The sequence below is a fragment of the Nocardioides panzhihuensis genome, assembly GCF_013408335.1.
In the GTDB taxonomy this organism is placed as follows: Bacteria; Actinomycetota; Actinomycetes; order Propionibacteriales; family Nocardioidaceae; genus Nocardioides; species Nocardioides panzhihuensis.
The window spans coordinates 4259847-4282074 of record NZ_JACBZR010000001.1 but is presented as its reverse complement, the minus strand read 5'-3'; the positions used below and the strand labels follow the sequence as shown (position 1 = coordinate 4282074).

20 protein-coding genes are annotated in these 22228 nt (G+C 70.0%); 15 read left to right on the top strand and 5 right to left on the bottom strand.

Annotated features, from left to right (window positions below; all coding sequences use genetic code 11):
* Positions 1 to 7: 7 nt before the first annotated feature.
* Positions 8 to 937: a helix-turn-helix transcriptional regulator gene (locus BJ988_RS20320; protein WP_179659730.1), complete on the bottom strand. Its 930-nt coding sequence runs from the start codon at positions 935 to 937 to the stop codon at positions 8 to 10.
* A 168-nt stretch (positions 938 to 1105) separates the two neighbouring features.
* On the opposite strand from BJ988_RS20320, the gene BJ988_RS20315 reads away from it, so the two are divergent.
* Positions 1106 to 2560 (top strand): aldehyde dehydrogenase family protein, encoded by a 1455-nt coding sequence (locus tag BJ988_RS20315; protein WP_179659729.1) that lies wholly within the window; start codon positions 1106 to 1108, stop codon positions 2558 to 2560.
* Between the two features lie 30 nt (positions 2561 to 2590).
* Here BJ988_RS20315 and BJ988_RS20310 read toward each other — a convergent pair whose 3' ends face one another.
* Complete coding sequence (locus BJ988_RS20310) at positions 2591 to 4534, bottom strand: helicase-associated domain-containing protein (protein WP_246321536.1); 1944 nt, start codon at positions 4532 to 4534, stop codon at positions 2591 to 2593.
* A 342-nt stretch (positions 4535 to 4876) separates the two neighbouring features.
* On the opposite strand from BJ988_RS20310, the gene BJ988_RS20305 reads away from it, so the two are divergent.
* From BJ988_RS20305 to BJ988_RS20295, 3 genes are all read left to right on the top strand, one after another.
* Positions 4877 to 5704 carry a PP2C family protein-serine/threonine phosphatase gene (locus tag BJ988_RS20305; RefSeq protein WP_179659728.1) on the top strand — a complete coding sequence of 276 codons (828 nt, stop codon included), beginning with the start codon at positions 4877 to 4879 and terminating at the stop codon, positions 5702 to 5704.
* Between the two features lie 76 nt (positions 5705 to 5780).
* Positions 5781 to 7808 carry an FHA domain-containing protein gene (locus BJ988_RS20300; RefSeq protein WP_179659727.1) on the top strand — a complete coding sequence of 676 codons (2028 nt, stop codon included), beginning with the start codon at positions 5781 to 5783 and terminating at the stop codon, positions 7806 to 7808.
* Between the two features lie 114 nt (positions 7809 to 7922).
* Positions 7923 to 9128 carry an RDD family protein gene (locus tag BJ988_RS20295; RefSeq protein WP_179659726.1) on the top strand — a complete coding sequence of 402 codons (1206 nt, stop codon included), beginning with the start codon at positions 7923 to 7925 and terminating at the stop codon, positions 9126 to 9128.
* Positions 9129 to 9229: 101 nt separating this feature from the next.
* Here BJ988_RS20295 and lepB read toward each other — a convergent pair whose 3' ends face one another.
* Positions 9230 to 9994, bottom strand: a complete 765-nt coding sequence (gene lepB / locus BJ988_RS20290) for a signal peptidase I (protein ID WP_179659725.1) — start codon at positions 9992 to 9994, stop codon at positions 9230 to 9232.
* A 106-nt stretch (positions 9995 to 10100) separates the two neighbouring features.
* Between lepB and BJ988_RS20285 the strand changes: the two genes are divergently transcribed.
* From BJ988_RS20285 to BJ988_RS20275, 3 genes are all read left to right on the top strand, one after another.
* On the top strand, positions 10101 to 11195 hold the full coding sequence (locus tag BJ988_RS20285) for a nitrate- and nitrite sensing domain-containing protein (protein WP_179659724.1): 1095 nt from the start codon (positions 10101 to 10103) through the stop codon (positions 11193 to 11195).
* Positions 11196 to 11204: 9 nt separating this feature from the next.
* Complete coding sequence (gene larE, locus BJ988_RS20280; protein WP_179659723.1) at positions 11205 to 12050, top strand: ATP-dependent sacrificial sulfur transferase LarE; 846 nt, start codon at positions 11205 to 11207, stop codon at positions 12048 to 12050.
* Between the two features lie 79 nt (positions 12051 to 12129).
* Positions 12130 to 12837 carry a M50 family metallopeptidase gene (locus BJ988_RS20275; protein WP_179659722.1) on the top strand — a complete coding sequence of 236 codons (708 nt, stop codon included), beginning with the start codon at positions 12130 to 12132 and terminating at the stop codon, positions 12835 to 12837.
* Positions 12838 to 12841: 4 nt separating this feature from the next.
* On the opposite strand, the gene BJ988_RS20270 is transcribed toward BJ988_RS20275, so the two are convergent.
* Positions 12842 to 13240: a cold shock domain-containing protein gene (locus BJ988_RS20270; RefSeq protein WP_179659721.1), complete on the bottom strand. Its 399-nt coding sequence runs from the start codon at positions 13238 to 13240 to the stop codon at positions 12842 to 12844.
* A gap of 470 nt (positions 13241 to 13710) precedes the next feature.
* On the opposite strand from BJ988_RS20270, the gene BJ988_RS20265 reads away from it, so the two are divergent.
* The 5 genes from BJ988_RS20265 to BJ988_RS20245 all read left to right on the top strand — a co-directional run bounded on the left by BJ988_RS20265 (position 13711) and on the right by BJ988_RS20245 (position 19522).
* On the top strand, positions 13711 to 17013 hold the full coding sequence (locus BJ988_RS20265) for a nitrate- and nitrite sensing domain-containing protein (RefSeq protein ID WP_179659720.1): 3303 nt from the start codon (positions 13711 to 13713) through the stop codon (positions 17011 to 17013).
* Positions 17010 to 17405 (top strand): roadblock/LC7 domain-containing protein, encoded by a 396-nt coding sequence (locus BJ988_RS20260; RefSeq protein WP_008360946.1) that lies wholly within the window; start codon positions 17010 to 17012, stop codon positions 17403 to 17405. The genes BJ988_RS20265 and BJ988_RS20260 overlap by 4 nt, the downstream gene beginning before the upstream one ends.
* A 28-nt stretch (positions 17406 to 17433) precedes the next feature.
* Complete coding sequence (locus BJ988_RS20255; protein WP_179659719.1) at positions 17434 to 17784, top strand: DUF742 domain-containing protein; 351 nt, start codon at positions 17434 to 17436, stop codon at positions 17782 to 17784.
* A 13-nt stretch (positions 17785 to 17797) separates the two neighbouring features.
* Entirely contained in the window at positions 17798 to 18376 is a 579-nt protein-coding gene (locus tag BJ988_RS20250) for a GTP-binding protein (RefSeq protein ID WP_008360949.1), read from the top strand.
* A 336-nt stretch (positions 18377 to 18712) separates the two neighbouring features.
* The gene (locus BJ988_RS20245; protein WP_179661605.1) at positions 18713 to 19522 is read left to right on the top strand and encodes a DUF3027 domain-containing protein; all 810 of its coding nucleotides are present in this window, start codon (positions 18713 to 18715) and stop codon (positions 19520 to 19522) included.
* 3 nt (positions 19523 to 19525) lie between these two features.
* Here the strand turns inward: BJ988_RS20245 and BJ988_RS20240 are convergent, their stop codons facing one another.
* A complete protein-coding gene (locus tag BJ988_RS20240) occupies positions 19526 to 19915 on the bottom strand; it encodes a DUF2530 domain-containing protein (protein ID WP_179659718.1) in 390 nt (129 codons plus the stop codon).
* Positions 19916 to 20084: 169 nt separating this feature from the next.
* On the opposite strand from BJ988_RS20240, the gene BJ988_RS20235 reads away from it, so the two are divergent.
* The 3 genes from BJ988_RS20235 (at position 20085) to BJ988_RS20225 (ending at position 22059) form a co-directional block, all read left to right on the top strand.
* Entirely contained in the window at positions 20085 to 20234 is a 150-nt protein-coding gene (locus BJ988_RS20235) for a DUF1059 domain-containing protein (RefSeq protein ID WP_091052351.1), read from the top strand.
* Positions 20235 to 20350: 116 nt separating this feature from the next.
* Positions 20351 to 20812, top strand: coding sequence for a MarR family winged helix-turn-helix transcriptional regulator (locus BJ988_RS20230; protein ID WP_246321535.1), 462 nt, complete (start codon positions 20351 to 20353; stop codon positions 20810 to 20812).
* Positions 20809 to 22059, top strand: coding sequence for an MFS transporter (locus BJ988_RS20225; RefSeq protein ID WP_179659716.1), 1251 nt, complete (start codon positions 20809 to 20811; stop codon positions 22057 to 22059). Before BJ988_RS20230 ends, BJ988_RS20225 begins: the two co-directional genes overlap by 4 nt.
* The last annotated feature ends 169 nt before the right edge of the window (positions 22060 to 22228 follow it).

Sequence of the window (22228 nt, the reverse complement as noted above, 5' to 3'; positions counted from 1 at the left end):
GCGAGCCTCAGCCGCCGCGGTCTCCGGCGCGCCACTCGCGCGGGGTGACGCCGTAGGCCCGGCGGAAGGCTCGCGTGAAGGTGAGCGGGTCGTTGAACCCACAGGCGTACGCGACTGCGCAGATGCCGCCCGATGGCTGACGCTCGGCGGAGAACATCTCGGCCGCGACGGCCAGGCGTACGGAGCGGAGGTAGGCGGCTGGTGAGCTGCCGGACTCCTCGAAGGCCTGGTAGAGCCGCCGCCGGGAGACACCGTGGCGACGCGCGACGTCGGCCATGGTCAGCTCGCGGTCTCGGGCATGATCGCGCAGATGCTGGCGCACGGTGTGGCGCAGCCCGGCGGTGGTGTGCGGGGTGACCGGGGCGTTGGTGAACGCGGAGTGGATCATCGCCGCGGCCAGGTCGCGCACCACGGTCGCCACCTCGGCTGAGCTCTCCGCCTCGGGGAGCGCGGCCGCGTAGGAGAAGAGCGCACGCGCGGCGGGTGCTTCCTGGAAACGGGGGAGCGCGACCCGGTCCGCGGCCTCGCCCAGCATGCCGTTCGGCAGTCGTATCGAGGAGCGGGAGACCTGGACGAGGAGCTGCTGCTGGTGCGGTGCGGAGTAGTCGACGAGATATGGGGCGTCGACCCGGTAGACCGACACCGAGCCGGGGCGTACGGCGACGGTCCGGGAACCGGAGGAGACCGTGCCGGTGCTCGAGCGCTGCAGCGACAGGTGCAGATCGTCTCCGCCGGCGCCGCGGGCGAGCCGGGCGGTGCGGGTGGAGCTGTGGCCCGAAGAGGTCGCGAGTGCCACGGCGATGCCGTCGTCGAGCTGGGTGTGCTCCATCCGGCCGGAGAACCCGGGCTCGACGTCGTTGCAGGCGAGAGGCACGAAGCAGCTGCTCACGACCGACTGCCAGGCGTCGGCGCTGTCGACCTCGACGACCGCGCTCATCTCGTCCTCCTCCCAGTCTGACAAGAGCCTACGGAACCTGCGGCCGGTCAGGCCCCGATCCGTCCGGCACCGTGCACAAATCGTCGGTTCGGACCGCGGCGGCCGACCGTAGCGTCGTGGCGGCGGCGACCAGAGACGGTCGTCGCTCGAGCCAGACGAGGAGTGGAGATGGGTTTCTTCGACCAGGACCAGTGGACCGGCAGGGCGTACGTCGGGGGCTGGGTGAGGCTGAGCGGGACGCTGGACGTGGCCGCGCCCGCGACCGGCGAGGCGATCGCTGCGGTCGCCTCCGGACAAAGGGCCGACATCGACCAAGCGGTGAGCCTGGCGGTCGAGGCCCAGCGGGAGTGGGCGAGCCGGCCGGCCGAGGCGCGCGCCGAGGTGATGCGCCGGGCCGCGGAGCTCCTGACCGAGCATCAGGACGTACTGGTCGACTGGCTCGTCCGCGAGGCCGGGTCCGGCCAGGGTAAAGCGGCCTTCGAGGCCGGCCTGGTCGCCGCCGAGCTCCACCAGGCCGCTGCGACCGCGTTGATGCCGTACGGCCAGCTGCTCCAGTCGTCGCACCCGCGACTGAGCGTCGCCCGGCGTCGCCCGGTTGGCGTCGTCGGCGTCATCTCACCGTTCAACTTCCCTGCGATCCTGGCGGCTCGCTCGATCTTTCCGGCGATCGCGCTGGGCAACGCCGTGGTCCTCAAACCCGACCCGCGCACCAGCGTCGGCGGTGGGCTGTTCCTTGCCGCGCTCCTCGAGGAGGCCGGGCTCCCGGCCGGGCTGCTGTCCGTCGTCCCCGGACGGGTCGAGGCCGGCTCGGCGCTCGTCGAGCACCCAGAGGTCCCGGTCATCTCCTTCACCGGCTCGACCGAGGCCGGCCGGATCATCGGGGAGCGCGCCGGGAGCCTGCTCAAGCGCGCCCACCTCGAGCTCGGCGGCAACAACGCCATGATCGTGCTGCCCGGCGTCGACATCGCCGCCGCAGCCTCCGCCGGCGCCTGGGGCTCCTTCCTGCACCAGGGCCAGATCTGCATGACCACAGGCCGCCACCTGGTCCACACCGACATCTACGACGAGTACGTCGCGACCTTGGCGGCGAAGGCCGCCGGCCTCACCGTGGGCGATCCGGCCGGCGGCGCACCGCTGGGGCCGATCATCGACGCCGGGCAGCGCGACAAGGTGCACGCTCTGGTCACCGCATCGATCGAGGCCGGGGCGAGGCTGGAGACGGGCGGGACGTACGAGGGCCTCTTCTACCGGCCGACGGTGCTGTCGGCGGTGGCGCCGGAGCATCCCGCGTTCGCCGACGAGATCTTCGGGCCGGTCGCCCCGGTGACCAGGTTCGAGACCGTCGACGAGGCGATCGACCTGGTGCGCCGCAGCGACTACGGCCTCTCGGTCGGGGTCCTCACCACGGATCCGTTCGCGGCCTACGAGCTCGCCGACCGGATCCCCAGCGGGATCGTGCACGTCAACGACCAGACCGTCGACGACGAGGCCCAGGCGCCCTTCGGTGGCATCGGCGCCTCCGGCACCGGCGCCCGGTTCGGCGGTCACGAGGCCAACATCGACGCCTTCACCGAGACCCAGTGGGTCACCGTGCAGTCGCGGATCCAGCCGTACCCGTTCTGAACCACCCGGGCCCACGCCGACGGCCGAGGGTCACGGCCCCGGCCGGACGCTCCTGATCCGGGAGAGGGCGAAGGAGCGTACGTCGTCCTCGACCCGGGCAGCCAGGGAGCCGCCGTCCAGGCCCAGCGGTTCGACGCGCGCCTCCCCGGCGACCCCGCGGCCGTCGACGTAGGAGATGACGACCTTCTCGCCGGCGTCGATGGCCTCGTGGAGGATCGACATCGTCGAGGCCGGTTCCGGCGGGGCCGGACGTGTGGTCGCGGTCTCGTCGCCTGCCTTGACCCTGGTCGCCACGGCGGTCGCGCGGGCGGCGAGGTGGGCCTTCTGGGCACCTGCCGGGCGCTGGCCGGTGCGAACCTTGGCGCGTTTGGCGTCGGGGCGCGCCACGTGGACCGACCCGTCCGGCGCCTCGACGACCGGCGCCAGGCCGAGCTCGCGCAGCCGGGGGAGGAGCGAGTCGAGCGCGACGGTGCTGACGACCACGGTGGGCGCCAGCCGCCGCAGGCCCAGGGACTCGGCCGCCGGATGGACCAGCAGCTCGGCCAGCGCGGACTCGTCGTCGCTGCGCAGGTAAGCGGCGGCGAACCCGACGCGGACCGTCCCGAAGGTGCGCGCCGTGTCGTCGACCAGGTAGGAGAGCGCCTGCGGCACGGGCGTGCGGGAGGCGGCGGCGAGGAGGGCGTGGATCTCGGCAGCGGTCCAGCCGCGGTCCATCGCCCTGCGTACGGACTCCTTGGTGAACCGGTAGACCATCGCCCCGCCGTGCGACTCCACCGTCGCCACCACGGCCAGCGTGCGCGCCAGCGCCGGTTCGAGCGGCCCCGGCGCGACCGCGGTCAGGTCTCCCTGGAGCAGCACGTGGTCGACCGGCTCCGGCAGCATGCCGGCCAAGGTCGCCACCGGGTCGTCGCCGGCCACCAGCAGTCGACCGTACGCCGCCAGCCCGCCGAACGCCGCCAGCCCGAGCGTCTCCGCCTCGGTGAGCGTCCAGGCGACCAGCGACTCGCGCGACTCGGTGCGGGTGCGCGGCCGGCGCGGCCGCTCCCAGGACAGCCTCGCCACGAGCGCGGCCGGCCCGGTGCCGGCGGCGAGCACCTCGCCATCAGGGAGTCCGGCCAGGAGGCGCAGGGCCAGCCGCCGTGTCTCCACCGCCGACGCGCCGGCCATGTCGGGTGCCAGCGCGTTCCAGGTCTTCCCGGCCGGGTCGCGCTGACCGACGAGCCCGGGAAGCCGAGGTGATGCCAGCCAGGCACCGACCACGTGCGCCCAGCGAGCCGCCAGCGGCTGCTGGAGCCACTGGTCGTAGAGCTCGGTCGGCATCCAGGACGGATCGCCCTCCTCGTCGGTGCCGAGCGCGAGCAGCCCCGAGGCCCAGCCGACCTCGGTCAGCAGGGCCGCGGTGGGCTCGGTGACGTGGAGCCGCTCGGCGGTGGCCCTCAGGTCCCGCACGGTCAGTCCCGTCCCGCCACGCAGCGAGCGGGGCGGCGCGGCGCCCCAGGCGTCGAGGAGCAGCTCGAGGTTGCGTACGAGCTCGAAGGCGGCGCCCGCGGCCGCCCGGTTGACCATCGCCGACGGCCGCGACGAGGTCGGCAGCGGCGGCGGGACGTCCACAGTGGAGAGCGTCGTCCACCCGCCGCGCAGCGCGATGCCGACCTCGCCGGGCAGGGTCAGCATCCCGTCGCCCGAGGACACCAGCAGACCGTGAGCGATCAGCTCCTCCGCAGGTCCGGCGGCTTCGGCCACCGAGACGCGCGGCCGCGCGCGGGAAGATGAAGCCTGCCCGCCGCCGACGTCGACGGCCTCCAGCATCGCGCGGGCTTCGGCGGAGACAGCGGCTAGGCGGCGTACGACTTCTTCCTGGTCAGACGCGAGATCGCCGGCGAACGGCTGCAGCCCGGAAAGGCCTGGTGAACCTTGTAGCACGGCTGCGACTCCGGTCACCGCCCGAAGGCCGCTGAGGGAGTGCCAGACCAAGCAGGAGTCCTCCAGATGAGAAAGTGTTCGTGTCGTGGCGCCTACTTCCGCATTCACCATGGAAGATAAGTGGGCTTTGGTGGTTTGATTCGCGAGGACAACGGCATCAAGCACGATCAGCTGGAGATGGCTAAGGTCATCCAGCGCAGAGTGCAAGGATGTGCGGGTGGCTGCTCGGGCGGCGAGTTGGCCAGAGTCATGAGGGGACGGCGTGGCGAGATCAGGACGAGCAAGAAGCAGGCGTGAGATGCGCTCTGTGGGCCAAGAGCGCAACTGGTCTGCGAGCGAGCGAAAGCCTGTGTCCATCAGCATCACGCTATCCCGGCAGGCCTAGGGGGCGAGATGTCCAGGAAAGTAGTGATCGCGCACGGGGCGGCGACCGATGTCGGCCAGGTGCGGAAGGTCAACGAGGACTCCCATGTGGCAGAGCCCCCGGTCTTCGTCGTAGCCGACGGCATGGGTGGCCACGACGGTGGTGACATCGCCAGCGAGATGGTCATCCAGGAGTTCGCCAAGCTCGGCGGGACCCATTACGTGTCCGAGTCCGGCAGCCAGGCGATGGTCGAGGCGCTCCAGGCGGCGCAGGACCGGATCGTGGCCTTCGCGCTCGAGCAGCGCTCGCGTGGAGCCTCCGACTACCAGTCCGGCACGACCTGCGCCGCGGCTCTGATCGCCGACGGCGGCAGCAGCCCGCTGTGGATCCTGCTCAACGTCGGCGACTCGCGCATCTACCGGTTCTTCGACGGTACGTTGAGCCAGCTCAGCCGCGACCACAGTCTGGTCCAGGAGCTGGTCGACGCCGGTCAGATCACGGCGGAGCAGGCCGAGCACCACCCAGAGCGCAACGTGGTGACCAGGGCGCTGGGCGGAATGGCCCCCGCGGTCCCCGACATCTTCCAGGTGACGCTGCCCGTGGGGGCCCGGCTGATGCTGTGCTCGGACGGGGTGAGCGGAATGATCTCGGATGGTGAGATCGCCGACATCCTCGCGGCGCAGGACACCGACGCCCGCGACACCGCCGAGAAGCTCGTCGCCGCCGCGGTCGCGGCCGGTGGCAGGGACAACGCCACCGCGATCGTGGTCGATGTGATGGGATTGACCGAGGAGAACCCGTATGACTCGGAGCAACAAAGGGTGAGTATGGAGCAGAAGCTAGGAGTGCTGCCATGAGCGAGCGTCAGCGAGCGACAGCAGGCCTCAGGCGGTCACGTTCGTATCCTGGCGCTTGCGCCACGAAGGTGGCCGCATGAGTGAGCCAGGAATCATCGCAAGCACGTCCTACATGCCGGGCACGTGGTTCGGCATCATCGGTGAGAGCGCCACAGTGCTGCTCCCGCCCTCGGAGAAGAGCCGTGCGGGGGCGCTGTGGGCGCTCGTCGACGACGGTGCCGGGTTCGACGAGGTGCTCGACGCGCTGGTCGCGACCGGGCTGAGCTCGTTGCCGGGCTTCGTCCTCATCTCCGGGGACGTGACGCCTGACGGCGGCAGCGTACGTACGGTCGTGCGCGGCCCGTCGGTGGTCTCGTTCGACGCCGCAGAGGGCACCGTCGAGGTCGACGGCTCGTCCTCGAAGACGTGGGTCGAGCGCACCCTCGAGGGCGTCACCCGGATGTCCGTCTCGCTCGGCGAGGAGGGTGCGACCGGTGAGCCGATGACGGCCCTCGGCGGTCTGCTGCGAGTCTCGGGCCTCGAGGTTCCGCCGCCGGTGCCGGAGTTCGCCCACGACGACTCGCCGGAGAGCCGTGCCGGTTTCGTCGGCGCCCCGGTGGCGGTCGAGGAGGGCGTGGACGACAGCGTCGACGAGCCGACTCCGGGCGACCCGCTCACCGACCCGCTCCCCGAGGATGGCTACGCAGACGCCGTCGAGGAGCAGAGCCACGCCGAGGACGAGCCGGTCGCGGCTCCGCCTTCGCTGTCGGTAGTCCCGCCGATCCCGGTCTCGGGTGACCTCCCGGGTCTCGGGGACGATGCCGACTCCAGCCCCGAACCGGACGCCGACTTCGATTCGGACTCCGACTCGGATGAGCCGGTCTCGGTCAACCGCGGTGAGGAGTCCGGCGAGGCGCCGGCGCCTCGTCACGACGATCTGACCGAGCCGACCGAGGCGTTCGAGATGCCGGCTGCGTCGCAGGACGCCGACGGCGCCGACGACCACACCGACCAGGACTATCCCGAGTCCGCCTCCGCCGACTACGAGGACGACTACGCCAGCGACGAGCACGCCGCTGCGGTGGCGTCGTCCTTCGGGCCGTCCGCGGTCTCCCCGGAGCCCGCGCCCGATGAGGAGGCTGTCTCCGACGCCGAGACCGAGGTCCTCCAGGTCGTCGACGAGCGGGGCTATGACGAGCCCCAGTCCTATGACGAGGCCCAGTCTTACGACGAGGCCCAGTCTTACGACGAGGCCCAGTCTTACGACGAGGCCCAGTCTTACGACGAGGCCCAGTCTTACGACGAGCCCCAGTCCTATGACGATCCCCAGTCATACGACGAGCCCGAGTCCGCTCCGGCGCCCGCCTTCGGGCCGCCGTCGGTGCCGCCCCCGCCGCCGCTGACGACGCCTCCGCCGCCGCCCGTCGACGCGCCGCCCGCCCCCTTCACCGAGGCGTCGGCCGACGGTCTGATCGAGTCCGCGCCGACCGACGCGCCAGTCGCCGACGGCCCGCCAGTGGCTCCGCCGGTCGCTCCGCCAGGGACCGAAATTCCTCCCGCGCCGCCGGCTCCGCCTGCGTTCCCGGCCCCGCCTGCCCCGCCGGCTCCGCCCGTGGCTCCGGTTCCGCAGACCCACGACGAGCCGGTCTGGGAGGAGCCCAACCCAGATGAGGACGACCACGACGGTCTGACCCGCATCGGTGTCGGTGAGGACCTCAACGCCGGGCTCGCCGGGATCCCCGGCCAGCCCGAGGCCCCGAAGGTGACCGCCTACCCGGTCGCGCGACTGGAGTTCTCCAGCGGTGACCGTGTCGAGGTGGACCGCGTCGTCCTCGTCGGTCGCGCCCCCGAGGCGAGCCGGTTCACGCCCACCGAGCAGCCGATGCTCGTGACCGTGCCGAGCCCGCACCAGGAGATCTCCTCGACCCACTGCGAGATCCGTCCGGGTGCCGGGGTCGACCACGGCGCAGCGGTGGTCACCGACCTCGGCTCGACCAACGGCACCGTGCTGGTCCAGCCCGGGCTCGGCCCGGAGGATCTGCGCCCCGGCGTACCGGTCCAGCTGATGCCTGGCGCCGTCATCGATCTCGGCGACAGCCTCACGATCCGGGTGACCAACCCGTGAGAGAGGGGCTCTCGCTCAGATCGGGGGCGCTGGAATGAGTGAGCGCCAGCGAGCGACTACAGGCCTCAGGCCGTCGCATCCGTATTCTTCGCTGGTTCGTACGGAGGCGACGGCATGAGTGTTGCCGGCCTCCAGGCCCCGTCGGTCGAGGCCGCGATCGCGGAGCCGGATCGCCGGTTCTACGCCTTCGCCATCGACCGGGTGATCGCCTGGACGATCTTCGCCGCAGCGGGGTTCGTCGCCTGGCTGATCTTCCTCCGCGACGGAGACACGCTGCCCGGGGTCGCACTGATCGCGGGCGTGGTGCTGGTGGTCTGGTTGGTCGGCACCGTACTCACCGGCTCCGGTGGCAAGACGCCGGGGAAGGTGGCCCTCGGCCTCCGCGTGGTCAGCGATGACTCCGGGACCGCGGGCCGCCCGATCGGCGTAGGCAAGGCGTTCGTACGCCAGGCTCTGCTCGGTCTCTGCACCATCCCGACGCTCGGCATCGGCACGGCAACCTTCGCCTGGGTCGCCGCGATGGACGAGCGCGGTCGTCGTCAGAGCTGGCACGATCGTCGTGCGGGCTCGGTCGTGGTCGACGTACGTCCTCCGGCCGTCGTCGAGACCGAGGAAGAGGCTCCGGCACCGCGTCGCATCGTGAACCTCACGACGATGCGTCTGAAGCAGGCCGAGGCGACTCCGGAGGCGGCCGAGCGGCCGCAGACCCCGTCGGCCCCGACCCAGAGCCCCGCGGAGCAAGCCGCTGCGGATCAGGCAGCGGCAGCGCAGGCCGCGGCGCGGGCCGCGGCCGAGGCTCAGGCAGCCCCGACCCAGTTCCCGGCCCCGATCGCTCGACAAGGGTCGGCTCCAGCGCTGCCGACGCCTACGCCGCCCGCACCGCCTGCGCCCGCACCCACGCCCGCACCACCTGCCCCGCCGGTCCCGGCCGCGGTGCAGCCCGCCCCACCCGCGCCCCCGGCACCCGCTCCGCAGCCCGCGGTGACGGCTCGCTGGCGGGTCACCTTCGACACCGGTCAGAGCTTCTTGGTCGAGGGCCTCGCCATCGTCGGCCGCGGCCCCGAGCCGCGACCGGGCGAGGAGGTCGCCCACCGAGTGGCTCTCTCCTCGAGCGACATGTCCTTGTCCAAGACCCACGCCCAGTTCCAGGTCGCCGCCGACGGCACCCTCGTGGTCATGGACCGCGGTTCCACCAACGGCACCACCCTGATCCGCAAGGGTGCGGCGCGAGCTCTCGGTGCCCGCCGCCCGGCCGCGCTCGTCAACGGCGACAAGGTCAAGTTCGGCGACCGCACCATGGACGTGGTCCGGGAGGCCTGACCAGCCGAGACGTCACTCCCGTCGGCCGAGAAGTCACTCCCGTGACGTCTCGGCCGACGTGCGTGACGCCTCGAGCGACGTACGTGACGCCTCGGCGAGGGTCAGTCGACGGAGTCGAAGGTCTCGGGACGGTGCTCGAGGCCGAAGCGGTCGGTGGGCCAGAAGACGACGGCTACGCGTCCGACGACGTCGGAGACGGCTACGAAGGCGCTCGCGCAGGCCTCGTCGCCAGACCTCTGGCGTTCGGGGCTGCACAGGTGGAAGGACGAGTCGGCGGAGTTGGCGCGGTTGTCGCCCATCACGAAGAGCCGGCCCTCGGGGACGACGGCCTTCCAGCCCCGGCAGCCGCCCCGGACATAGGAGCCGTTGTCCTGCGCCATCGGACCGTCGCAGGTGGCGGACGGGGCGATGAACGAGGACGCGTCCAGAGGAGTGCCGTTGACCACGATGCGACCCGACTCGCAGCACTCCACGGTGTCGCCGCCGACTCCGATGACCCGCTTCACCAGGTGGTCGCCGGACGGGTAGAGCCCGATCTTGGCGAGCACGGCCTTGAAGCCGGTCGGCGCGGGAGGGACCTGGTTGGTCGAGAGCCAGTTGCCGGGATCGGCGAAGACGACCACGTCGCCGCGCTCAGGGGCGCCGCCCATCCAGTAGGAGGGCTTCTCGACCAGCACCCGGTCGTTGACCTTCAGCCCGGGCTCCATCGACTCCGAGGGGATGTAGAACGCCTGGGCGAGGAAGGTCTTGATGACGACCGTGAGCAGGATCGCCGAGACCGCGATGATCAAGATCTCGACGAGCGAGCCCAGAGTGCCTCTCGACCGTCGGCCCGACTTCACCGACGCCTCCCGCTCTGCCCCCATGGTCAGACCCTATCCAGACGATGCCCCGCTGCTGCGATCCGGAATTCACGCGCGCGGAGTGTCCGTCCTGTCCTAGGGTTCCACTCTCGCCGGACCGAGAGGTGTCATGACCAACATGCTGGCAAAGCCGCCGACCCGTCAGCCCGCCGCGAAGGCCATATGGGCGATGCGGGTCCTCTTGGTCCTGGCGGTGCTCACCGCGATCACGGCAGGCGTTCTCGGCTACCTGGGTGTCTCCCGAGCGACCGAACAGGCGGCCGCCACCCAGCGGGCCGAGGCACTCGCTGAGGCTCTGGCGCTCACCTTCGAGCTCGCGGCCGCGTTGGGCTTCGAGCGTGATGGGGCCCTGGCCGGCGTTCCCCCGGTGGTGAGCAGACCGTTGCAGGAGACGACTGACCTCGCGGCAGAGGCCTGGCGTACCGGCGTACGGGACATCGACAGCGGTGAGGACGAGGAGCTCGACGCGACGCTCGATCAGATCGATCGGGCCCTCGTCGACATCGACGACCTGCGTACGCAGGCCCGCGAGCCCGGCGACGAGGCGCAGCAGCGATACACCGACCTGGTGAACGACCTGTTCGGCATCGCCGCCCACCTGCCGGAGGTCACGGGTGAGCAGACCGCGTCCATGATCGAGGCGCTGGGCAGCGTCCCGGAGGCATGGGAGTCGCTGAGTCAGGAGCGCCTGCTCATGACGACCTTCCTGTTCGAGGCACAGAGGCCCGGGACGCAGCGGCTCGGCGAGAAGGAGCTCGCGTCCCTGGTCGAGGCCGAGGCCGGGGTGCGGAGCTCGCTCGCAGACTTCTACGAGAAGACCTCCGACCAGCAGCGGGAGGCGCTCGACGGGCTGACCCAGGACACGGCCACCGAAGGAGCGGTCGGTGTCCCTGCGCATCAGATCGTCAACCAGGTCATCGCCGAGAGCGGCGCCGACTCGTCCGCCGCTGCTCCGGACGTCTACGTCGCGTCCAGCACGGAGTTCATGCGGGGTCTGCAGGAGGTGCTCCGGGCCTCGGTTCAGGAGATCGTCGAGGACCTACGGGTCGAGCGCGACGAGGGGACCCGAGCCGCGCTGACCGCGGTCGTCCTCACCGTCGCGGTCGTGGGTCTCCTGGTCGTGCTCAGCATCGTGCTTGCGATCGTGCTGGTCGTCCTGGCCTCGCGGCGCCGATCCGCGGTGGCCACTGGAGTACGCCGATAGGGTCGGAGCGTGTCCGACCTCGATCAACGGCTCAGCGCTCTCGAAGCGGATCTCAAGTCTCGGGGAAGCGTGCTGGTCGCCTTCTCCGGAGGCGCAGACAGCGCTTTCCTGCTGGCGGCCGCGACGAGGGCTCTGACCAGCGACAACGTCGCCGCCGCGACCGGCTACTCCCACAGTCTCCCGGTCGCGGAGCGGGACCCGGCCGCGGAGTTCGCCAGGAGCCTCGGCGTACGCCTCGTCACCCCGCAGACCCATGAGATGGAGCGGGAGGGCTATCGGGCCAACGGCACCGATCGGTGCTTCTTCTGCAAGGCGGAGCTGCTCGACACCCTGATCCCGCTGGCCGGCGAGCTCGGTCTGGCCCATGTGGCCACCGGCACCAACGCCGACGACGCGATCGAGGGGCTCAACGGTCTCCGCCCCGGCATCCGCGCGGCCGCCGAGCGTGGCGCGATCACCCCGCTCAAGGACGCCGGACTGACGAAGGCACAGATCCGCGAGGCCTCGCGTCGCTGGGGGCTGCCGACCTGGGACAAGCCGGCCGCTGCCTGTCTCTCGAGCCGGATCGCCTACGGCCTCGAGGTCACGCCACGAAGGCTCGCGCGCGTGGAGAGAGCAGAGCAGGGCGTACGCGGCGTCCTGGCCTCCCACGGCCACGACGCCGCCAGGGTGGATCTGCGAGTCCGGGACCACGGGGAGAAGGCCATGGTGGAGCTGTCGGCTAGCCTCCTGCCTCTCGAACCCCACCATGCCGACGAGGTGCTCAAGACCGTGACCGACGCAGGATTCACCGCCGTGGAGATCGACCCACGCGGTTTCCGCTCCGGATCGATGAACCAGAAGGCGGCCAAGTGAGCGAGCGTCAGCGAGTGAACCACGAGGACAACACGCTGGCGTCTTCGTATTCTGGCGCTTGCGCTACGGAGGTGGCGGCGTGAGGGAGTTCTGGGACACGATCACCGCGACCCAGACCGTCCCCGAAGCGCCTTGGCTGATCGGCGCCGGGTTCGTCGCCCTGGTGCTGGTCGTGTGGCGTGGGAGCTGGCGCACCGTACGCCTCGGCGTCACCGTCGTCCACGAGGCCGGCCACGCCGTGGTCGCGGTCCTGGCGGGAAGGCGCCTGTCCGGGATCAAGCTCCACTCCGACACCTCGGGCGTCACCCTCTCGCGAGGCAAGCCGACCGGGCCGGGGATGGTGGCGATGCTCGCCGCCGGCTATCTCGCGCCGGCACTCCTCGGTCTGCTGAGCGCGACCATGCTGGCCGCCGGCCACGCCCTGGGACTGCTGTGGCTCCTGGTGGCGGCGATGCTCGTGCTCCTGCTGTGGGTCCGCAACGGCTACGGCCTCCTCGTCCTGCTGGTGTTCGGGGCCGCGCTGGGCGCGATCAGCTGGTACGCCGACGGCCGCCTCCAGACGATCGTCGCCACCTTGGTGACCTGGCTGCTCCTGCTCGCCTCGCCGCGGCCGCTCCTCGAGCTTCTCGGCCGCGGCGAGCGAGGCCGGCGTGGCTCCGACCCCGACCAGCTCGCCGGTCTGACCGGCATCCCGTCGGTGCTCTGGATCCTCGTCCTGCTGGCCGTGAACCTCGCCGGCCTGGTGGTCGGCGTGCAGACTCTGATCCCCGACCTGAGCTGGATCTAGAGAATCAGAGCTCGAACTCGTCGGCGATCTGCCGCAGCGCGGGGGAGACCTTCTTCGCCAGCTCCCGCGTGGGCGGGCGACCTTGGGCGTAGCCGTCCCGGATGTCGTCGAGGAGCTTGATCACGTTCTCGACGATCAGCTCCATCTCCTCGGGGTTGCGGCGCTTGGCGGCCCGCTGGCGCCCGGCGACGGAAGGCGCGCGCTCCAGGACGGTCACCGAGAGCGCCTGCTCACCACGGCGCCCCTGGGCGATGCCGAACTCGACCCGAGTGCCGGCCTTCAAGGTCTTGGCAGTGCCCTCAGGGAGCGCGTCGGCGTGGACGTACACGTCCGGACCGTCGTCCTGTGACAGAAACCCGAAGCCCTTGGTGGCGTCGAACCACTTGACCTTGCCAGTAGGCACGGCAGCTTGCCCCTTCCTCGCGCATCAGCGCTTCAAACGTACGTCGTCCGGCGACTTTGACGGCCGACGCGGAAGAGCCTAGTCCTCGCCTCCCAGAGACGCGTGGGGTATTCCCCTCTCCGGTCATCGACGGCATCGACGGGCATCCGGATGGCTCGACGTATCGTCCCTCGAGCGGCTGGGGCATATACTCCGCGTGCCCCTCCATAGATTTGCAAATGATTTCGTACACCATTGGTAATCGAGACCACTTATGACGTAAGTTTACGTCGCCAAAGACTGCAGACAGGTACGCCCGGGTGCCAGCAGTCTTCGCGGCGGGGGACTGGGGTGTGCGCCACAGATGGTGCACGCCTCTCGGGATTGATGTGACATGGCCACGAGAGGGAGTAATGGCCGAGCCATACGCAAGCACAGCCCACCGTCCGGAACGTAAGCCCTGGCAGGGAATTCGAGCGCGCCTCATCTTCGTGCTGCTCGTCCCGACCATCGCGGCGATGGTGTTCGGTGGATTGAGCATTTCGCGCGCCCTCTCCGCCCAGGCGGAAGCACGCCAGGCCGAGACCGTCGCCCAGGCGCTGCCTGACACCTACAACCTCGCGATCAACGTCCTCTTCGAGCGTGATGGTGCGCTCGCGGGTGTTCCCGAGGTCGTCATGCGGCCGCTGCAGCAGACGACCGACGAGTCGATCGAGGCGTGGAGCGCCAAGGCGAAGGAGATCGACGCCGGCGACGACAAGGACCTCGAGAACAGCATCGTCGAGATCCAGCAGGCGCTGAACGGGATCGACGACCTGCGTGCGCAGATCCAGGAGAAGGACACCCAGGTCGAGGCCCAGCTGGCCTACACCGACGTGATGAACAACCTCTTCGGCATCTCGGCGCAGATGCCGACGTTGGAGGACGACGAGGTCTTCTCGAAGATCTCTGCGATCAGCAACGTGCGCTCCGCCTCAGAGGCCATGGGCGTCGAGCGCGCCATCATGATGAAGGCGCTGAACGAGAAGGCTGCTCGCGAGGCCAGGGGGGAGACCAACCCCGACGTCCTCTCCGACGCCCAGTTCGCCGACCTCGCCCGTGCCGAGGCCAAGTGGCGCCTGTCCACGGCCGACTACTACCTGAAGACGTCCGACGAGATCCGTCAGGTGCTCGACGAGCTGACGGGCGAGACGACCACCGAAGGCTCGATCGGGGCGCCCGCGCACCGAGTCGTCAACCAGGTGATCTCCAGCGGGAGCATCGACCGGGTCAAGATGACCCCGGACCAGTACACCGAGGCCAGCACGGAGTTCATCCGTGGTCTGCAGAAGCTGATCGTCCAGACCGCGGAGGAGATCAGCGCCGACGTCGCGCAGATCAAGTCCGACGCGAGCCGTGACGCCATCATCATCGGCCTGCTGGTCCTCGGCGTTCTGATCTTCGCCCTCGCCGTCGGCCTGGTCGCTGCCCGCTCCATCCTGTCGCCGCTGAGCCAGCTGCGTCGTCTGGCCTACAACCTGGCCAACCACGACCTGCCTGAGCGAGTCGCTTACATGAACCAGGCCGAAGGCCCGGTCGACACCCATGTCGAGCCCCTGGACATCGCTCGCCGAGACGAGATCGGTGACGTCGCGGACGCGTTCGACGCGGTCCACGTCGAGGCGATCCGACTGGCCGGCGAGCAGGCCGAGCTGCGTACGAACGTCGACAAGATGTTCATGAACCTCTCGCGCCGTTCGCAGAGCCTCGTCGAGCGTCAGCTCCAGCTCATCGACCAGCTCGAGGCAAACGAGCAGGACCCCGACGACCTCGCGAACCTGTTCCGCCTGGACCACCTCGCCACCCGAATGCGCCGCAACGACGAGTCCCTCCTGGTTCTCGCCGGCGGCGAGATCGGCCATGCTGCTCGTGGACCGGTCCCGGTCCTCGACGTGCTCCGCGCCGCGGCCTCCGAGATCGAGCAGTTCGCCCGGGTCGACATCGACTCCGACGAGAACGCCGAGTTCGAGGGTGCGATCGCGGGTGACCTCGTGCACCTTCTCGCGGAGCTGATCGAGAACGCCACCAACTTCTCCCCGCCCGACACCGCGGTCACGATCCGCACCTTCCGCGCCGGACCGGCCGCGCCGCTGCTGGTCGAGATCGAGGACCTCGGCATCGGCATGACGCCGGAGGAGCTCGACGCGGCCAACCTGAAGCTGCGCCGCGCGACCGGCCTCGACGCCGACGTCGCCCGGATGATGGGTCTGGTCGTGGTCGCGCGCCTGGCGGCGCGTCACGGCCTCTACATCGAGCTCGTGCCCAACCGTCCCCGCGGTGTGGTCGCACGCGTCGAGATGCCGGTCACCACCATCGTCGGCGCCCACGCCGTCGAGGCCCCGTCGGGCCAGCAGCAGGGCTTCGACGCCTACGCCTTCCAGCAGGGCGGCTACGGCCAGCAGGCCGGCGGTTACCCGGGCACCGGCGAGCTTCCCTACGAGATGCAGTACGGGATGCCGGCCTACGACGCCCAGCCGCATACCGGTGGCAACCCCTACGACGTGCCTGTCGGTGCTCTTCCGGCGCCCGAGGCGCCCATGGCCTCCGCCGCAGCGCCCCCGGCGCTGCCGAGCCGTACGCCCGGCGCCTCCAACCACCCCAACCTCTCCGGTGGCGGTTCGGCGGGTCTCGCGCAGCAGGGCGGCAACGGTCAGTCCGGCCAGCACAACGGCTTCGGTCAGACCGGCACGCAGACGGGTCAGCAGCCCGCCTACGGTGGCGTCCCGCCGATGCCGGGTGACCCGGGCTTCGAGCCGCACACCGCACGCACGGGCACCTTCCCGGCGCAGCCGCAGCAGTTCAGCGGCAGCCAGCAGCAGTTCGGTGGAGACCCGTTCGGCTCCAACCAGCCGTCGGCACCGCAGCAGAACCCGAGCGGTCCGCAGCAGAACTTCCTCTCCAACATGCTCCCGGTCCGCAAGGCCGAGGACCTGGCCGCGCGCTTCCCCGACGGTCGCTTCGACCCGAGCACCGAGACCGGCGAGCTCCCTCGCCGCGACCCGGGCGGGCAGGGTGGCAGCCCGTTCGGCACCGACACCGGTGCGTTCCGCACCTTCGAGCGTCCCAACGAGCGCACCACGCCGCGTACGCCCCCGCCGGGCTTCGGTCCCGACGACGACCCGTTCGGTCCTGCCGGTGACGCGATCGCCCCGGGACCGATGGGCCCGATGGCTCCGGAGCCGACCAACTCGCCGAACCCGCTCGACTCGACCACCGAGGTTCCGATCCTCGACGACGAGGGAAGCTCGATCTTCGACGACCTCCAGTCCGAGTGGTTCACCCGCCGTCGCCCGCTGGGCGCGCGCCGGGCGATGGAGGCCAAGGGCGACCCGCTCAGCGACCCGATCGCTGCTCCGGCCGCCAAGGCCGACACCGGTGCCAAGGCCCGCGACGCCGCTGCTGCGGCCGCCCCGGCGGCTGCGCCCGTCGAGGAGCCGGTCGCTCAGGACGACGAGCCGACCACGCCGACGAGCTGGTCCTCGCCGGGCGACGAGGGTTGGCGCCGGGCGCAGGAGCTGGAGCAGCTGCAGGAGCAGGAGCCGGCGACGGTGACCCAAGGTGGCCTCCCGGTGCGTGTCCCGGGTCAGAACCTGATCCCAGGTGCGGCCCCGGCCGTCACCCCACCGGCTTCAGGTCCGCGTAATATGGACGCTCGCCGCACCCGTGGCCTGTCCAGCTTCCAGAAGGGCGTCAGCCGCGCCCGCAACAACCCCGCTGAGGCGGAAAGCAACCCCGAAGGTGAGGAGCAGCAGTGACAACGGCCCCCGCAGGACTGGACTGGCTTGTCGACAGCCTGACCCAGCGCACCCCTGACATCGCTCACGCGATCTTGGTGTCGGCTGATGGCATGCCGATGGCCAGCTCCGTCGACTTCCCCCCGGACCGGGCCGACCAGCTCTCGGCGATCGCCTCCGGTCTCACCAGTCTTACCCAGGGAGCAGCTCGGTGCTTCGCGGCGGGTAATGTCCAGCAGATGGTCATCGAGATGGACGGTGGCTATCTGGTCCTCATGGCGGTTGGTGAGGGCTCCAGCCTTGCTGCCCTTGCCGCCCCCGACTGCGATCTGGGACAGGTTGGCTACCAGATGCAGCTGTTGATCTCGCGTGTTGCCACCGCCCTCACCCCCGATACCAGAACCGGCGCCTGATCAGTGCCCCGACCCTAGGACCGAGATCGTGAGCAACCACGCATCCGAACCGCCGCCGCTGGTCAGGCCGTATGCCCTGACCCGTGGCCGCACGCAACCCAAGCGCGTCTTCCCGATAGAAGCTCTGGTGATCACGGACCGTTACGTGATCGACGGCTACGTCCGGTCGCCCGAGGAGCGGACGATCGCAGAGCTTTGCCGCGAGAGCCGTTCCGTCGCTGAGGTGGCGGCGCTCATCCGGGTGCCCCTGGGTGTCGCCCGAGTCCTGATCGGTGACCTTGCGGAGCGCGGCGTGGTGCAGGTGCACGCCAGCAAGGTCCCGGACGCCCCGGACACCGCTCTCCTCGAGCGCGTGCTGTCCGGCCTGAGGAAGCTTTGACAGGAGTAATGCAGTGACCACCGACTCCAAGCAGGCGACAATGTCTGCGAAGATCGTCATCGCCGGCGGGTTCGGCGTTGGTAAGACGACCTTCGTGGGTTCCGTCTCGGAGATCGTTCCGCTGACGACCGAGGCTGTGATGACGCAGGCGACCGCCGGCGTCGACGACCTCTCCGCAGTGCCGAACAAGAAGACCACCACGGTCGCGATGGACTTCGGCCGGGTCTCCCTCGACTCCGATCTGATCCTCTACCTGTTCGGGACCCCCGGTCAGAACCGGTTCTGGTTCATGTGGGACGACCTGACCCAGGGTGCCATCGGCGCTGTGGTGCTCATCGACACCCGTCGTCTCGCCGACTCTTTCGGTGCTATCGACTACTTCGAGTCCCGCAACGTGCCGTTCGTCGTCGCCCACAACGTCTTCGGCGCCAACCAGGCCTACAAGCCGGAGCAGATCCGTGAGGCTCTGGCTCTGCGCCCGGACATCCCGATCGTCACCTGTGACGCCCGCGACCGCCAGTCGACCAAGGCGACGCTGATCTCGCTCGTCGAGTACGTCCTCTCCATGGTCTCCACGCGCGCTCTGCAGTAACCAGCAACAGCCAACACCCGCCGTAGCCAAGCTTCGGCGGGTGTTGTCGTCTGATGAGATCGCGCGAGCAGGGCCGCCTGCTGCGCGGCGCGATACGGGCGCGCTGGCGGCGTTGTCGCCTCTCAATGGTGCAACCAGACCGCCTTCGAGGCTCCGCCTTGCCAGCACACCCGTCTCGCGCCGCTCGCGACGGCGCCCCTGCTCGCGCGATCTCAATACCTGCCGTGACTGTGCAGTAGCGGCGTACTTCTGGGAGGATCACGCGTTGTGCGGAAGTTCAGGTTGTGGTGGCGCAAGGTGACCCCGAAGTGGAACCTGAGACGCCTGTGGGCGAAGATGTGGATCGTGATCACGACCCCGTACGCCGATGCGACGGCCGTCGCTGCCGTCGACGAGGCCCGCGCCGCGCTCCTGTCCGACGTGCCAGCCGGTGACGTCGGAGAACACCTCGGCCATGTGGTCGAGGAGGGTGCCGGCTCAGGCGTCGTGACCCACCAGTTCGCCTGCGCCCGCAAGGGTTACGTGGGTTGGCACTGGTCGGTCACTCTCGTCACCGTGCCCACACTGGACGGTCCGGGATTCGGTGTCGACGCGCCGGTGACGATCAACGAGATCGTCCTGGTCCCCGGTGACGCTGCGATCGTCGCGCCGGCCTGGGTGCCCTACCGTGAGCGGATCAAGCCCGGCGATCTCTCGCCCGGGGATCTCCTCCCGGTCGAGGACGACGACGCTCGACTGGTCCCGACGTATGCCTTCGGTGACGACCCGCTCGACGCCGACGAGAAGGCCCAGGTGCGCGAGGTCGCCAAGGACCTCGGCCTCGGTCGTGTCCGGACCCTGTCCACCTCCGGCTTCGACGCCGCCGCGGAGCGTTGGTACGCCGGTGACGGCGGTCCCGAGGCGCCGCTCGCGCAGGCCGCCCCCGACCAGTGCCACAGCTGTGGCTTCCTGGTCCGGCTGACCGGCCATCTCGCGTCGAGCTTCGGTGTCTGCGCAAACGGCGACGCCAACGACGACGGCAAGGTGGTCAGCCTCAACCACGGGTGCGGCGCGCACTCGGAGGTGCGGCTGGCGAAGAAGCACGAGCCGCTGCCGCTGCCGGACCCGGTCTTCGACACCATCAGCGGCGACGTCGAGGCCTTCTAGGCCTTAGAGCTGCAGCCCCTCGGCGCGCAGCCGGCGCATCTTGCGGCGCCGGGTCAGCTCGATGCCGATCGCGCCGATGCCGAAGGCCGCCAGGCAGGTCCAGATCCACCAGGTCCAGCCGCGGTCGTTGAGCAGGCCCCAGAACGGGAGCAGGGCGACGAACCCGACGAGCCAGCCGAGCGTGGCGAGCTCGAACGCCCGGATGCCGTCCTCGTCGACCAGCTCGATCTTCGGCTCCGGTCGTTCCGTGGCGGGCTCCTCGACAGGCGGCTCCTCATAGCCGTAGTCCTGCGGGTAGCCGCCGTCCTCGGCGTAGTGGTCGCCGTCGTACCCGTCGTAGTTCTGCTCCGGGTAGGCGCCAGGGTAGTCCTCGTCGCGGTACTGGTCGTTCATGCGGCCGCCTCCGTCAAGCCGGACGAAGAACACGGACGCGGCGGCCTGAGGCCTATGGTCCCTCGCTGGCGCTCGCTCATGCCTCCCAACCTTAGTGGGCCTTGGGTGGGCGATAGTCTGGGGCTGCCGAGCACGTCTCGGCATGGCCCGACGACCTGGGAGGTTCCTGATGGCTTCGCTTCGCTGCCCCTGTGGCACCAACTTCCGCACGGAGACCGACGACGAGCTGGTCGAGAAGGTGCAGGAGCACCTCGCCGAGGCTCACCCCGGCCGCACCTACAGCCGCGACGACATCCTGATGCTCGCCGCGATGTCCTGACCGACCCGTCCTGACCGACCGGCCCTGACTGACCGGCCCTGCGCCGGGCGCCAGCGGACACCCATCCCTGAGTTCTAGGGAATAGTTAGTTCCGGTAAGTAGTTATGCTTACCGACATGCCTACCGCACAGCCCGTTCCCGCGCCCGACGCGACCTCTGACATCCCCGAGGTCGCGTCGGTGCTGCGCACCTCCGTCATGCGGATGCGCCGCCGTCTCGCCAACGAGCGCCACCCCGACAACGACCTCTCCCTGGGGTCGATGGCGGTGCTCGGGGCGTTGTACGCCAACGACGAGATGACGCTCGGCGCTCTCGCCGGACGTGAGCGGGTCCAGCCGCCGAGCATGACCAGGATGGTCAACTTCCTCGAGGAGGGCGGCTACGTCGTACGCCGCCAGGGCGAGACCGACCGCCGTCAGGTGCTGGTCTCGATCACCAGCAAGGGTCGCCGGACCGTACGCAAGGACCGGCTCAGCCGGGACGCCTGGCTTGCCCAGCAGCTCGTCGGCCTCGACGCCGACGAGCTCGCCGCCATCCGCACTGCCGCTTCGATCATGGAGAGAATAGCTACCAGTTGAGCCCCACGTTCCGTTCCCTGCGCAGTCACAACTACCGCCTGTACCTAGCCGGCAGCGTCGTCTCCAACGTCGGCACCTGGATGCAACGCATCGCCCAGGACTGGTTGGTCCTGAGTCTGGGCGGCGGGGGAGCGGCGCTCGGTATCACCACCGGCCTGCAGTTCCTGCCCATCCTCCTGCTGAGCCCCTACGCCGGGGTCATCGCGGACCGCTTCCCGAAGCGCCGCCTGCTGCAGGTGGCCCAGGCCTGGATGGCGCTGATGTCGCTGCTCCTCGGTGTGCTCGCGGTGAGCGGCAACGCCGAGGTGTGGATGGTCTACCTGGTCGCCTTCCTCTTCGGCATCGGTGCCGCCTTCGACGGCCCCGGCCGGCAGTCGTTCGTCTCGGAGATGGTCCACCCCGACGACGTCACCAACGCCGTCGGCCTCAACTCGGCCTCCTTCAACCTCGCCCGCCTGGTCGGGCCGGCGCTGGCCGGACTGCTCATCGGCTGGCTGGGCGGCGGTCCCGAGGCGACCGGCTGGGTCATCCTCATCAACGCCGTCTCCTACCTCGCCGTCATCGGGCAGCTGCAGCGGATGGACACCGGCGAGCTCCGCTCGCCCGACCCGGTCGCCCGTCGGCGCGGGATGCTGCGGGAAGGGGTCGGCTACATCCGTACGCAGCCCAAGATGCTGATGGTGCTCGTCATCGTCTTCTTCGTCGGCACGTTCGGGGCGAACTTCCCGATCACCTCGGCGCTGATGGCGACCGAGGAGTTCGGCAAGGGAGCCAGCGAGTACGGCCTCCTCGGCACCGTCCTGGCCGTCGGCTCGCTCTCGGGCGCTCTGCTCGGCGCCCGCCGCACCCGGATCCCGCTCAGGCTGATCGTGGCGGCGGCGACCGGGTTCGGACTGTCCATCATCGTGTCCGGGTTCATGCCGACGTACGCATTGTTCGCCCTGACCGGCCCGATCGTCGGGTTCTGCACCATCACGGTGCTCAACGCCTGCAACGCCACCATGCAGACCGAGGCGGCGCCTGAGTTCCGCGGCCGGGTGATGGCGATCTACATGACCGTCCTGATGGGCGGCACCCCGCTGGGGGCCCCGCTCATCGGCTTCATCGGCGAGCACTTCGGCGCCCGCACGACCTTGTACGCCAGTGGCACCATGGTCCTGTTCGGCACGCTTGCGGGGGTCCTGCTCCTGGTCGCGCTCCGAGGTGGTATCCGGGCCGTTTTGACCCCCTCTCAGGCTGCCGGGTAGCCTCTGAAGCGTGTCTGGGACAACCAGGCCGTCGCGCGTGCCCGGAACAAGCTCGAGAAAAGGTCTCGGACCCGGGTTCGGCGCCCTCTAGTGGGGATTCGGTTCGAGAGATCCGTCTTCATGCTGTTGAGGTATGGGCGACACGCCCGACCTCGGGGGCGAGGCGGGA

What these genes read in the sequence shown, in the direction of transcription:
- BJ988_RS20320 (WP_179659730.1), bottom strand. Translation starts at nt 937, where the DNA reads ATGAGCGCGGTCGTCGAGGTCGACAGCGCCGACGCCTGGCAGTCGGTC.
- BJ988_RS20315 (WP_179659729.1), top strand. Translation starts at nt 1,106, where the DNA reads ATGGGTTTCTTCGACCAGGACCAGTGGACCGGCAGGGCGTACGTCGGG.
- BJ988_RS20305 (WP_179659728.1), top strand. Translation starts at nt 4,877, where the DNA reads ATGTCCAGGAAAGTAGTGATCGCGCACGGGGCGGCGACCGATGTCGGC.
- BJ988_RS20300 (WP_179659727.1), top strand. Translation starts at nt 5,781, where the DNA reads ATGAGTGAGCCAGGAATCATCGCAAGCACGTCCTACATGCCGGGCACG.
- BJ988_RS20295 (WP_179659726.1), top strand. Translation starts at nt 7,923, where the DNA reads ATGAGTGTTGCCGGCCTCCAGGCCCCGTCGGTCGAGGCCGCGATCGCG.
- lepB (WP_179659725.1), bottom strand. Translation starts at nt 9,994, where the DNA reads ATGGGGGCAGAGCGGGAGGCGTCGGTGAAGTCGGGCCGACGGTCGAGA.
- BJ988_RS20285 (WP_179659724.1), top strand. Translation starts at nt 10,101, where the DNA reads ATGACCAACATGCTGGCAAAGCCGCCGACCCGTCAGCCCGCCGCGAAG.
- BJ988_RS20245 (WP_179661605.1), top strand. Translation starts at nt 18,713, where the DNA reads ATGTGGATCGTGATCACGACCCCGTACGCCGATGCGACGGCCGTCGCT.
- BJ988_RS20240 (WP_179659718.1), bottom strand. Translation starts at nt 19,915, where the DNA reads ATGAACGACCAGTACCGCGACGAGGACTACCCTGGCGCCTACCCGGAG.
- BJ988_RS20235 (WP_091052351.1), top strand. Translation starts at nt 20,085, where the DNA reads ATGGCTTCGCTTCGCTGCCCCTGTGGCACCAACTTCCGCACGGAGACC.
- BJ988_RS20230 (WP_246321535.1), top strand. Translation starts at nt 20,351, where the DNA reads ATGCCTACCGCACAGCCCGTTCCCGCGCCCGACGCGACCTCTGACATC.